The sequence below is a fragment of the Paenibacillus residui genome (assembly GCF_042677205.1).
Taxonomy (GTDB): Bacteria; Bacillota; Bacilli; order Paenibacillales; family NBRC-103111; genus Paenibacillus_L; species Paenibacillus_L residui.
Window position 1 is genome coordinate 1 of record NZ_JBHTIU010000084.1, and the last position, 12,579, is coordinate 12,579.

General features: G+C 49.2%; 13 protein-coding genes. 2 read left to right on the plus strand and 11 right to left on the minus strand.

The features are described 5' to 3' along the window. Window positions 1–311: 311 nt before the first annotated feature. The 4 genes from ACFQ03_RS20710 to ACFQ03_RS20725 all read right to left on the minus strand — a co-directional run bounded on the left by ACFQ03_RS20710 (window position 312) and on the right by ACFQ03_RS20725 (window position 4,869). On the minus strand, window positions 312–1,430 hold the full coding sequence (locus tag ACFQ03_RS20710) for an SGNH/GDSL hydrolase family protein (RefSeq protein WP_379290683.1): 1,119 nt from the start codon (window positions 1,428–1,430) through the stop codon (window positions 312–314). Window positions 1,431–1,525: 95 nt separating this feature from the next. Further along, complete coding sequence (locus ACFQ03_RS20715; protein ID WP_144939830.1) at window positions 1,526–2,362, minus strand: carbohydrate ABC transporter permease; 837 nt, start codon at window positions 2,360–2,362, stop codon at window positions 1,526–1,528. A gap of 33 nt (window positions 2,363–2,395) precedes the next feature. Continuing rightward, window positions 2,396–3,343: a carbohydrate ABC transporter permease gene (locus ACFQ03_RS20720; RefSeq protein ID WP_144939828.1), complete on the minus strand. Its 948-nt coding sequence runs from the start codon at window positions 3,341–3,343 to the stop codon at window positions 2,396–2,398. A gap of 62 nt (window positions 3,344–3,405) precedes the next feature. Further along, window positions 3,406–4,869, minus strand: coding sequence for an ABC transporter substrate-binding protein (locus ACFQ03_RS20725; protein ID WP_379290686.1), 1,464 nt, complete (start codon window positions 4,867–4,869; stop codon window positions 3,406–3,408). 596 nt (window positions 4,870–5,465) lie between these two features. Between ACFQ03_RS20725 and ACFQ03_RS20730 the strand changes: the two genes are divergently transcribed. Beyond that, window positions 5,466–6,641 carry an ROK family protein gene (locus ACFQ03_RS20730; RefSeq protein WP_379290688.1) on the plus strand — a complete coding sequence of 392 codons (1,176 nt, stop codon included), beginning with the start codon at window positions 5,466–5,468 and terminating at the stop codon, window positions 6,639–6,641. 208 nt (window positions 6,642–6,849) lie between these two features. Here ACFQ03_RS20730 and ACFQ03_RS20735 read toward each other — a convergent pair whose 3' ends face one another. The 7 genes from ACFQ03_RS20735 to ACFQ03_RS20765 form a co-directional block, all read right to left on the minus strand. Next, window positions 6,850–7,113, minus strand: a complete 264-nt coding sequence (locus ACFQ03_RS20735) for an FIMAH domain-containing protein (protein ID WP_379290690.1) — start codon at window positions 7,111–7,113, stop codon at window positions 6,850–6,852. Window positions 7,114–7,761: 648 nt separating this feature from the next. Then, on the minus strand, window positions 7,762–8,559 hold the full coding sequence (locus tag ACFQ03_RS20740; protein WP_144939820.1) for an arylamine N-acetyltransferase family protein: 798 nt from the start codon (window positions 8,557–8,559) through the stop codon (window positions 7,762–7,764). Window positions 8,560–8,743: 184 nt separating this feature from the next. After that, the gene (locus ACFQ03_RS20745) at window positions 8,744–9,283 is read right to left on the minus strand and encodes a sulfite exporter TauE/SafE family protein (RefSeq protein WP_379290693.1); all 540 of its coding nucleotides are present in this window, start codon (window positions 9,281–9,283) and stop codon (window positions 8,744–8,746) included. 12 nt (window positions 9,284–9,295) lie between these two features. Beyond that, window positions 9,296–9,508, minus strand: coding sequence for a hypothetical protein (locus ACFQ03_RS20750; protein WP_379290695.1), 213 nt, complete (start codon window positions 9,506–9,508; stop codon window positions 9,296–9,298). A gap of 536 nt (window positions 9,509–10,044) precedes the next feature. Further along, the gene (locus ACFQ03_RS20755; RefSeq protein WP_144939816.1) at window positions 10,045–10,725 is read right to left on the minus strand and encodes a hypothetical protein; all 681 of its coding nucleotides are present in this window, start codon (window positions 10,723–10,725) and stop codon (window positions 10,045–10,047) included. Between the two features lie 7 nt (window positions 10,726–10,732). Next, a complete protein-coding gene (locus ACFQ03_RS20760) occupies window positions 10,733–11,029 on the minus strand; it encodes a hypothetical protein (protein ID WP_144939814.1) in 297 nt (98 codons plus the stop codon). Window positions 11,030–11,135: 106 nt separating this feature from the next. Next, window positions 11,136–11,507, minus strand: a complete 372-nt coding sequence (locus ACFQ03_RS20765; RefSeq protein ID WP_379290698.1) for a GntR family transcriptional regulator — start codon at window positions 11,505–11,507, stop codon at window positions 11,136–11,138. 193 nt (window positions 11,508–11,700) lie between these two features. On the opposite strand from ACFQ03_RS20765, the gene ACFQ03_RS20770 reads away from it, so the two are divergent. Then, a complete protein-coding gene (locus ACFQ03_RS20770) occupies window positions 11,701–12,222 on the plus strand; it encodes a GNAT family N-acetyltransferase (RefSeq protein ID WP_379290700.1) in 522 nt (173 codons plus the stop codon). The last annotated feature ends 357 nt before the right edge of the window (window positions 12,223–12,579 follow it).

A 12,579-nucleotide genomic window follows, 5' to 3' on the forward strand; every position in this document is an offset into this window, starting at 1 on the left:
ATCGTCTCATGCTGGTCGCCTCCCTAAGAAATACAATAATATATTGTAGGGTAGGACTCCAGTTTCGTTAGGGGGCCGTGGAGCTATCGCTTTAGAATAACGCACCACGCGGCTTCTTCCCAAAAAGACCTGCAGTTTTGCTTGTCTTTTACACAATCCCGGCGGACAACCGGGCCTGTCCCAATAGAGTTCGCATAACTAAGCTCTCCGGCACTGAAAATCCGCAAACCGGATATTGGGACAGCTCTCTGGGCCGTATCAGGCTAAAACGTTCGGTTTTAAATGCCGATTTTTTGAGCTGCCTACGTCATTTACCGCCAAATTGAACTGGAACAACGCTCCAGAATTTGCGATATAACCGGAATGAGAGATTCCGCCATCCGGGTAAAGCCTAAATCATTGGGGTGAACGCCGTCCACGGTGCACTCGTCATAGCGCTCTCCAAGCAGCCGGTCTCCGTCGCAGAAGAATACTCTGTCGTCGCCGGCTTCATTAAGCTTGCGGACGAGCTCGGTCGCGATTCGCTTCCGTTCCATTCGGTCTTGCCGGGAGATGCTGTTCACCTGCTCCTTCGCATAAGGAATCCGCGACACGACCAGGATAGGAACGAGCCGCTGCTCTTCCCGGTAGAGGCGAAGGAACGGCTCCAGAGTCCGGCCATACAGCTCTGTCGAGCAGTTGGCTTCATAATCGACAATGAAGCAGTCCACATGGGGAATAAGCCGGATGACTCTGGCCACCTCCTCTTCCCCCTTGCCGCTGCCCGAGAACCCGAGATTGATCACTTCCCGCTGCAATCGTCTGCCGATCTGCTGAGGATAAGCAAGACCCGGACGGCTTGCGCATCCCCCTTGAGTGATCGAGGTTCCATAGAACACCAGGCGGCCTCTTGAGCTTGGAAAATCATTGGCTTCCAGGGCGGCTTCCGGAGGGAGGCCCACCATCACTTCCGTCACACTTTGGTACAGAGGAAAATTAAGCGTGACCGTACGCAGCCGATCCGGCCGATCACCTTCAAACAGCAACGACTCGTACTGCTGCTCTCCCGGCTTCATTCGGCTTGTTCCTATGTACCGCTCCTGACCGGGCTCCCCTACATAAGCATCGAAACCGATCTGGCCGGTAGCAGGCATATGATCCATCGATGCCGACCCCCGCAGCTTAACCCGGATCGCTACCCGCTGTGCATCGGTCTTAAAGCGAATTTGTCCGCCTGCGGTACAATCCGCAAGCTTATCGACCGCTTCGGGCAAAGCATGATTGGGGGGGAGCGGCAAACGGCGGTATACCCTGTCCTGCTCCAGCCATGGGAAACCCAGCACTTTAAACGGAGCGGAAAGCGGAGAATGCCATTTCCAAGTCCCCTTAGGCTGCTTTAGCATTAAATTCGTATCCAGAAGCTGAAACAGCGTCTGACTTTCTACGGACAACCTTACCACTCTCCATATACTCCAAACAAATTTACACAGGATGGACGGCCAGCCCCCCATCCAAGATAAAAATTCGTTATCTTTCCCTTGAATAATTACCCTTTAACAGCCCCCATCGTCGCCCCTTCCATCAGAAGACGCTGGAACAGCATAAAGATAATGACGGACGGCACCATGGCAATCGTAACTCCGGCAAACAGCGTGACCCAATCGGCGGTATATTCCATCTGCTTGTTGGCGGAATACATCTGTACCGCAATCGGATATTTCTTGGGATCGCTTAAATAGATGAAGGGTCCCATGAAATTATTGTAATATCCAAGAAACTTGAATACGGCTACGGTGACGATCCCCGGAGTGGACAGCGGAACGATGACACGCCAGAATCTCTGGAACAGCGTCGCCCCGTCCATCGTCGCACTCTCTTCCAGCTCCTTCGGCAAAGAGCTCATGAAGCCTCCGAGCAGCATTAGAAAGAACACGCTCTCCCCCAAGCTGGACAACAGAATCAAGCCGGTCAGGCTGTTGGTCAAGTCGAGCTCCCGCATAATGACATATTGGGGAACAAGCGCGTTGACCCCGGGAAGAAACAAGGACAGCATGATCAGGCTCCAAATCAGTTTTCTTCCCTTAAATTCCATACGTGTCAGGGCGTAAGCATTGAGGGTCGTAAAGAACAAGCTGACCACCAGGCTCCCGCCAACATAATAAAGTGTATTTAGAAGCGACTGTCCGAATCCGTATTGGTTCCAGGCTTTCAGATAGTTGCCCCACTTAAGCTCTGTAGGCAAAGCCCAGATATCCTGGAAAAACTCCGGATTGCTCTTCAGAGATTCGTAAATGACCCAAACCAGCGGAAAAAGAATCGTCAGCGCCCACAGGTACAGGATTATTCGCCAGACGACATCTAACCATGTCCGTTTTTCCTTCAAAATTATCCCTCCGAACCTTCAAGCGAATAGAGACTAGTACTCATAGCCCCTGTTTGGTAAAAATTTATCCATCAGCAGTTTGGCAGTGACCAATATGACGAAAAGAATCATCCCCACAGCAGACGCATAGCCGAAGTTCCTGTATTCTTCCCCGAAGGCCAAATTAAACATATAGAGCCCGATGACATCGGTAGCCCCATAAGGACCTCCGTTGGTCATGATGAGTATGATCTCGAAGCCCTTCATCGTTCCTACCACCAGGAACAGCGCACTAACGCGTATTATTGGCGATACAAGCGGAATCGTAATCCGGAACAGACGAGTCATATGCCCGGCCCCTTCGAGGATCGCTGCTTCATACAGCGATTTCGGAATCGCAAGCATGGCATTGGCGAAGATGATGACGTACAAGCCGACTCCGCCCCAGACCCATGCCGGGATAATGGCCGCAAGCGCTGTTTTGTCACTACCTAACCAATAAAAGTTACCCATGTCTATTCCGACCAGTTTAAGCATCGCGTTCAACAGGCCATAGGTGCCGTCATAAACAAATGCAAAGAGAAGTGCAACCACAACCGTGGACAATACATTCGGGAAGAAAAACAGCACCTTCAGGAAACCGTTCTCACGATAGCTTTTATGGGTGATCAAGTAAGCCAGTAATAAGGAGATAAGAACGACGAAAAGCGGAACCGTCACCATAAAAATCAGATTGTGGGTTAAGGCGCGCCAGACATATTGATCTTGAAACGCAGTAATGAAATTTGAAAATCCGACAAAGGTGGAATCTGTAAGTCCATCCCAATCCAGCATTGAATAGTAGACGGACAAAATATTCGGAAATAAAGTAAACAGCAAATACCCTCCGAAGGGCGGGATGATAGCCAGTGCGAGAAAAATATATTTCTGCGTGTTCGCGTTATCCAGCCTCATCCTTCTTCTCGAGGTCTGTGGCTTTCTTACCACGGTTGATTCAGACATCGAAGTCAACTCCTATCATAAAATGGAGAGCGGAGAGTGAGCCTCCCCGCTCATGGCAGCATTTACTTCTTCGCTGCCTCCACCGCTTTTGTCAGCAATTTCTCCGCTTCCTCCAGAATAGGCTTCGGATCCTGCTTGCCCAAAGCAAATTTCACAATATTTTCGTTCAACAGCTTCTCTGCCTGCGCCAGGTTCGGATCCGAGATGCTGACCGATCTGCTTGCTTTATACGTATGGGCTTTATTATCCGCAATGTACTTCAGAACAGCTTGAGCCGAGCTCGTAAGATTAACCGTTCGGGACGGGTCCTCCGTCAAATCCTTGCGCATAGGCAGCGCACCCGCTTCTTCCGCAGCAATTTGCTGATTATCAAGGTGAAGCAGCCAAACGATTAATTCCTTGGCCCACTTCTTGTTCAAATCCGGTTTGGCCGCCCAGATGTAGTTGAACCCTGTAGTCCCGCTTCGAATCCAAAGTGTCTGGTCTTCGCTGTCCCGGAACGGAACGGCCATATACCCCCATTCGAAATCCGCGGGTGTCGCTTCCTTCATTTCATTCTCGACGTGAGTTCCGGTCGATACCATGGCCGCCTGTCCTTGAAGCACTTGCATTTGCGATTGCGTGTGGGTTAAAGCCGGCAGACCTTCTGCAAAATACCCTAGTTTACCCAGCTCATAAAAGCGTGTCCAGGTCTCAACCGTTTCCGGACTGGTATATTGCGGCAGCGTATATGTTTTGTAATTCTCGATAAATTGTTCGGCATGTCCGTTAATATCAGCCAATTCAAAATTTTTCGCCGGTCCGAAAGCCCACGTATGATAGTTGGGATGGATGCCCGGGAACGTGATTGGAGCGATGCCGTCCGCCTTAATATCCGCTAACAGCTGCTTGAACTCCTCCCAGGTTTTCGGGTTTTGATTCCAGCCATGCTCCTCGAACAGCTTCTTGTTGTAGAACAGTCCGCCGAAGCTGGTGAAGATGGCGAATTCATACCTCTTCCCTTGAATCAACGGTGTAGATTCATACATTCCCGGCATACTCAGATCTTTCACTGTTTTATCAGGCACATCCGGAAGCTTGTAGTCCCAAATGTCGTCCATGGGCTCCAGCTTCCCGGCTTCAGCCAGCGATACAACGCCGCCGGCAGGTGCGGTATTGAACAAGTCGAACATATCTTTATCATTGCCTGCTGAAATCTTGGTGGAGAGGATCGTTTGCATATCTGATGATGCCGTAATATCTATCTTGACATTCGGATATTTCTTAGTGAAGGATTCCACTGCTTTGTCAAACCATTCACGCCCGTAACCCCCAATGAAATAACCGACTTTAAGCGTAACCTCCTCATTTTTCGGCAATCCATTCTCAGGGTATACCTCTACTTCTGCAGACTGCCCCGGACTGTTCGACGGGGATGAAGCAGGTCCCGAAGTATTCCCGTTGCCGCCGCAAGCCGCGAGCATAGTAGCCGATAGGATGGCGGCCGCTCCAGCAGACATCCATCTTTTCATTTTGGTGTTGAACATCGTTATAGCCTCCCCTTTTCATTAATAAATAAAATTGATTGACTAAATTCTGTGTTTAGTTTACTACCTGTTTGTTAATTGAATATCAATTATGAGCACGGATTATGTAAAAATAATGTTGTCGTCTCCTTCCAGCTTCACCTCCCCGCCCAATGAAATCGTTTTCAATAATTGGTGTAGTCTCATCGGTTTTTCCTTCTCGGGATTAAAACAGCGTGTGCCTTGAGCTTCCTAAAGAAAATCAGGAGGCTTATTAGCCCTGCGTTAATGCCATGTTTAGCTATAGCACCCTCAGAACTTATGCCTTCTCCCGTATCCGGCAATCAGACAACTCGCCGCCTCTGCATCAGACAATGCAACAAGCCCGAAAAACAAAGTATAAAAGTTTTCAATAGTTAATCAAATTGCTTTATTAATTGATATAATTAATAATATCGTTCTTTTTCGTATTGTCAATCCTAAATTACTGCAGAAGTTGAAACTTTTCTTTATTCCCGCTTTAGTGCTAAACTAGGGCGAGAATCTTCTGCTAATTACAAACCGTTAGCTGTTTATTTTTTGAAAAGAACTGGGAGTGTGGAAGGGGAAAATGAGGCATGAGCGACTCAGAAAAAAGAACAAGCCATATGCTTTTGAAATCAATTAATCAACAGAAAGTACTTTATCTTATTTATTCCGAAGGACCGATATCCCGTGTGGAATTAGCAGAGAAAACGGGGTTAAGCCGGCAAACGGTTACCAATATTGTCAATCGGTTGCTGAAGGAAAAGGTGATTACCGTTGGTGAACATATGGCCCTGGAGTCGGGAAGCGGCAGAAAAAGAATCGCGCTCCATGTCAACAGCGGCAAACTGTATGCCATCGGAATAGAGCTTGCAGGAAAATATATTCGAGGCTGTGTCTATAATTTGCGCCAAGAACGCATAGCCTCCTCCGAACGCACCATCGATAAATATGGATCGATCGAAGTCCTGCTTCGCCTGCTGCACGAAGTCATTGATGAACTCCTTCCCCAAGTGCCGGCCTTGGACAAGATCAAGGGCATCGGCATCAGTATGCAGGGGCTCGTTGATTCACAGAACGGCATCATCCTGCGAACTCCCGGAATAGGTGTTCACCGCTTTCCGCTTAAACAATTGCTGGAAGACAAGTATCATATTCCGGTCTATATAGAGAATGACGTCAATTTACTGTCCGTTAACGAAAATATGAACGGCTGTTTGAAAGATTCCAGGGACAATATTACAATAAAATTCGATTACGGAACGGGCGGTGCTATCGTTTCCGAGAAGCGTCTGATCCCGGGCTCGAACTTCGTGGCAGGCGAATTCGGCCATTACAAAGGCTTCTATGGAGCGGACGCCTACCCTTGCCACTGCGGAAGAAGCGGTTGCCTTACCACCCTGGCCTCTATTAGCGGTCTTAGCGTATCTATGAAGTGTACACTTGAACAGTTTGCGGAAGGTGTACGTAACGGCGATCCCAAGATGCTTCGCTTGTACGAACTCGTGATCGAGGGAATTTCTATCGCAATTACCAACATCATCACCTTTATTAATCCCGATAGCGTGCTGCTGTCGGGCAGGGTACTGCGTACTATAAGCCCCTATATGATCCCTGAGATCAGAGCAAGGGTAATCAAGCAGCTGCCTGTTACCGTCAACAATGTCCGGATCATGCATCTGGAGGACAAACCGGATGAGACCAAGCTGGCGGCCGGCCTTGTCATTAAGCGGGCTTTTGAAATTCCGCTGGATACCCTGTCCCTATAGGGTTATATTGCTAATAATCTCTTTGGCAGAGAAGGGGTTGTTTCATAAGTCGATCTATGATTTTTCAAGCCCCACCTATTAAATTTGGCTGCTAAAAAAGGACCCCGTTCCCACTCAAAGTGGGATTTGAGGTCCTTTTTGCTTCGTTTTGGGTTGTTCCCGTTTTATGCGAACACTTTTGGAACAGCCCCTTCTTATCCTTTCAATTCTAGCTGCTCCACACCTGAATTAATGACTGGCTCCTGGAATGAAGCGTTCGTTTGGCGGCTTCCGTCACATAAGGAGCCATGGACTCTTTGTTCAAGTGCTTCTGGAAGTCCTCCAGCTTCTTAACCGCCTGATCCGCTGATCCCTTGTCCCATTGATGCCTGGCTTGCTTGATCGATTGCGACAGTTGATTGGCCAGCGGGTCGCTCACCTCTCTCGAAGCGATATACTGATTGAGGATACTTTCCAGAACGGCAAGATCCATCCGGCTGGTAGTGACTACTAGAGGTTCGCTTGGCTGGGAAACGCCCAGTGTCGGATGCTCCGCAACGACGGTGAGGCGATACTCCAGCGCAATCCTTCTTAATGAACGGGTTAATGGTCGTTCACTTAGTAGTACTCATTCGTGAGATTCCGACCCACAAACCGATCTATTGCAGTAATGAGCGCCGCCGAGTGTGACGTATAGCTTTCGAAGCTTACTTCGTCTCCGCGCTCCAATAGAGTTTGCGTCTAAAACCTTCCTCTAATTGCTGCCATACAATACTTGCGGGAGCCCGAATTTAAAAGCCTGCAATTCTGCATGCTTTTAGCCGTTTGGTCCCGTGTCCGCAGCAATGCCTGTAAAAATGCATCTTTTTTTTATTTCAGGGGGGAACGGATGATTTGATGCGTAAATTGATGTATTATCGCAGGCTTTTCTCCGGAGCGTTTGGAATCGATTCAAAATGGATGCATAATTGCAGGAATTCGTGCCCGCTATAATGGCATCTCAACCTTCCTCTACTCGCGGTCGCTCTTCCTGCTTTGCTTCGTTAAAGGTTTACTTTAACGGGGAGCCCTGTGACGTGTGACCTTCGAGGCTTATCCCCGGGTGGCTTAAATCCCCTCATTTTTTCAAACAGCCCTATCCTTACTTCCGAGCCTTATCCAAATGAATATTGAAATAAGTGCGCAGAGCCTCGTTATACTCCTCTTCCGACTTGGGGGTAAAGCTGCGCACCCCTTCCGCGGTAAATATGCGAAATTCCTTGCCGGCGAGCGTGTTGCGCCCTTCGCGGGTGCGGATTGCCGCCATAGCGCTCTTCGTAAAAATCGATTCCGGCGAATTCTCACACCAGTAGGTCGCCATAATAAAGTCTTTGGCCAACTGCGGCTCCTCGGTGAAGGAATACAATCGGCTCCATTCGCCATGCTTGAGCTCGCATAGCATCCAGCCGTATTCCGGGTCCCTCTCCAGGCGATAGCACTCCTCCCCTTGCGGATGCTCCAGCCCTTCCACCATCAAGATCGGCCGCCTGGGAACGATTCCCCCTACCCCCACGTCGCACAGATAGTAAGCATCCCCTGCCTTGACCTTCAATACATGATGGCGCCTCTTCGGCGGCGGATTAGGTTCATCCCGCCAGAAGCGGGACATCAGGTCGGTTACGGGATATCCGAGCTCGCGCAGCAGCCAGCCAAAGAGGGCATTAAGCTCGAAGCAGTACCCGCCGCGCCGGCGGACAACGATTTTCTCGATCAGGTCCGGAATTTCCAGCGATAGTGGAATGCGCTTCAGAATATCCAGATTTTCATAGGGCACCGTATGCAGGTGACACTCCTGCAGCTCGGCAAGCACGGCTGCACTCCCGTCCAGAGGACCCTCATAACCTATTCGTTCCAGGTAAGCGCGTACATCGGGCTTTAAATGATTACGGCTGTCGCTCATTCTATCCGCTCCTTCCATGTATTAAATTGCTTTCGGGGCTATATCTCGAAGAGTTCTCAACCCTTCCAACAAATCGAACACCCTCATCTTAACAACTTCTTTTTCTTTCAACAAGCCCATCCGCCGGGTGAGCATCTCCGCTTCAGAAACTTATACTTCTTCATTCCAGACAACAGCGGCTTCGTCAATTGGATAGGGACGAGCTATGGGGGAATAGCAGCAGAACTCCAAGCGCCATGATAATAATATATAAGTAGCGGTCAAATTTAGCCGCGGGGATTCGCTTATTAAAATAACTCCCCAGAGCGATAGCCAAGAGAATGGCCGGCAGGGAATAACCGTACAAAATCAACGATTCCTTAGACCACAATCCTCCAAGAGCGTGTCCCGCAACGACCAGAACGCCGGAAATGAGAAAATGTGCCTGCAGCGTACCGCGGAAGCGCTCCGGGTGCCAGCGGCGCAAAGTTCCGTAAACGACAACGGGTACCCCATTCATATTATACGCGCTGCCCAGCACCCCCGAGGCAAAACCGAACGGCAGCACCCAGCCGCGACCGTGAAGAAGCGGACGTTCGGCCGTCGCGGTGAGGCTCTTCTTAATTAAACAATAACCGCCGTAAGCGATCAGAAAAGCACCGAGTCCGAAAGTGACGACGCCTGAGGGAGTAACATAAAGCAACGCCAGTCCGGCGGGGATTCCAATAACGGTGGCCGCGGCCAACCGGATCAGAACCTACCGTTCAATGTGACGCCATCCGCAGAATACGGTAAGGGAAGCGACAGTGAGCCCCGCCAAGCCTATCAGAGAGACAGATGTATGTAGAGGAATAGGGAGCAGTGCCAACAAAGGCATGCTCACGATCGCTTCTCCGAAGCCAAACATCGATCTCATCAATGCACCTGCAAAAACAGCCGCAACCACCAACACCATCAGGGTCACCGTCATGTCATATACTCCCCGCGGCAACCAACCCATCTTGGATTGTGTCGGCAGCCTCGTGCTGTAATATTAACCATTTCACAGAGCTTTCCTCTCCTTTCGTACCAAACCGTCCTATCCATTGAATACCATTCATCCTGCACTTCCCCTTTCTATCATTAACCAAGCGGCCGCCCTGGTGCTCCAATAATAACATAAATTATAATGACCTAAAACCTTTATTTTTCATCGATTTTAAGGCGGTTTTCAGCTTGTTTAAGGCAATAAAATCCATTAGTTCGAGGGAATCTACACAGAAGTTCAAAAACGCCTTAAAATCGAATTTTAGGCGTTTAATCAAACGATCTATTATCAATAATTTTCATCTGCACGAAAGACAAAAAAATAAAAAAAGCTCCAAACGGAGCCTCTTCGAAGACGAATAACCCGGTTTTAAAGGTAGCTTTTTATGCCAATTAGAAAGTTGTTCCATGCTTTAATGAAAACTTAAACTTGTAAAAAAGCCGTCCGGGATGTTCCCGTACGACCCGAGGCATGCCTGCTTAAACCGTCGATTTGCGCAGCATGAAATAGGACAAGATCGCATAGCCGACCGTAAACAGAACCGACCAAGAAGCGAGCATCGATGCAGGGTGGCCGGCCAGCCAATGAAACATAGTCGCCCACCATTGATTAAAGGTTATTACATACGAGCAAACGGTCATCAACGTCACTAACAAGATGAAGAAGACACCAAGACCCTTCTTGCCGAATCTTCGATAGATGCTGGAGATGAAAAACCCGAGAAAGAACATGTTTATCAGGATGGAAAAATAGATCCATAGCTGCTCCGCAATCCCGCCGTCATTGAAATACGGCAAAAGGAAGAAATGCAGATCCACGCCCCAAAATCCCGTCCGTTTCTCCACGAAGGAAAGCAGCAAAAGCAGAACCGCCATCAGGATGCTGACTGCCCCGGCAACCATTGCAGTGCCGGTAAAATAATCCGTTCTCCGGACACTTAAACCCAACGCGAAAGGAAACGATTGGACCAGGGAAATTATCCCCGCAACCAGCATGTAAATGTAGAGGGACATTATTCCTCCGGTATAGATGGGCTCCTCGACAAAATAACTTATAGTTATATTAATAAGGAAGCTGGGCAGCAGAACCAGAAGGGGAACGAAAAACCACAGCCACCTGTCTCTCAAATGCATCTTCATTACACCTTGTACCCTATTCATCAGGCATTCACCGCCTTCCCGCAGAATGATCACTCGTCAGATAGACGATCAGTTGCTGCAAGGAGACGGAGGCAAGCTCCAGACCCAATGCTTCCGCCTGCTCCCGCTCTCCGGCCCCCGGCCGGCCCAGAACGGCAGCTGATACCAAACCGCCGATCGACTCGCGATGAATCATTTCTTTGCCTTCCGTAAAGCTCTCCACCTTGGAAGCGGGACCCACGACGGTAAACGCGCGGCCGCGAAGGGCTTCCGCCTCCTCATCAAGCAGCAGCTTCCCTTTATCGATAACGATGACATGCTCCAATATATTGCTGACCTCGTCAATGAGATGCGTGGACTAGATAACCGTGCGCGGATGCTCCGAATAATCCTCAAGCAGCCGGTCAAGCGGCTGACCTCTACGGCATAATTCATTTCGACCTATCCCCTTTCCGGATCATCTCCGACAGTTGGTCTGTCGTAATTCCAAGCTTCTCCGCTTCCCGGATCATTGTCACCACATACTGCTCGTAAAACTGTTCTTTCCTCTGTTCCCTTAGCTTCTCACGAGCTCCCGTGGCCACGAACATGCCAATCCCCCGCTTTTTGTACAATATATCCTGATCGACCAGCAGATTGACCCCTTTGGCTGCCGTCGCCGGATTGATCTGATAGAAGGAAGCGAATTGATTCGTAGAAGGGACCTGTGATTCTTCAGGCAGCCTTCCTTCGAGGATGTCATCTTCAATTCGTTCAGCAATTTGCATGAAAATCGGACGACTGTCATCTATTAAAGATCCCATTGCCACCCTCCTGCTGCTTTTACACTTAATCGGTTAATTACTCATGTAACTAACTATACAAGCGAAGAACAATATTATCAATAATTCTCTCCTTTTGGGCAGGGCGAGTTCCTTCAAAACGAAAAATACTGGACACCCTTTCCTTTTTTCAATAAACTATTGGAAAAAACAGGAATGCGATAGGTGGATGATCATGACAGTAAGGAAAGCACGTCTGAACGATGCCTCTGGCATCGCAAGAGTACAAGTGGATAGCTGGAGATCGACTTACCGCGGAATCGTTCCGGATCATTATCTGGATGGAATGTCGTATCAACAAAGAGAAGAGGTGTGGCGGGGGATGCTGAAGCTTGCCGGCGTTCGTCCTGTCTATGTCGCGGAGGAGGAGGGGGAGGGTATCGTCGGTTTTGCCGCCGGAGGACGGGAGAGGACGAATCATCCGGAATTTCAGGGAGAGCTGTATGCCATTTATTTGCTAAAATCCCATCAAAGACAAGGAATCGGAGAACAGTTGGTCCGTTCCATCGCCGCCGAGCTGCAGGAAGCCCATATTCACTCCATGCTGATCTGGGTATTGGCCGATAATCCGTCCCGGCGCTTCTATGAAGCTTTGGGAGGAGTTCCCGTTCAACAGCAGCCGATAGACATCGGCGGGACTACTCTGACGGAAATCGCTTACGGCTGGAGGAATCTCGGTCTGCTGACGAAACGCTAAAGCGAACGGGATCTCTTCCTCTTATTACGCATGGCTTCGAGGCGTTCCATCCGCTCCGCAACAGAGGTGTCGGCGTCTAAACCTTCCTCTTATCGCGATCATTCTTCCCGACTTTGCTTCGATAGAGGGGTTTTATGGTACTTGGTGGGGGCCTTGACCTTAAAAGCCTGCAAATCTGCATGCTTTTGGCCGGGTTGCTCCGTATCCGCTGCAAAGCCTTCAAAAATGCATCTTTATTCTCGTTCTTGAAGAGATCCGACGATTTTATACGGAAATTAATGCATTATCTCCACGGCCCCCTAACGAAACTGGAGTCCTACCCTACAATATATTATTGTATTTCTTAGGGAGGCGACC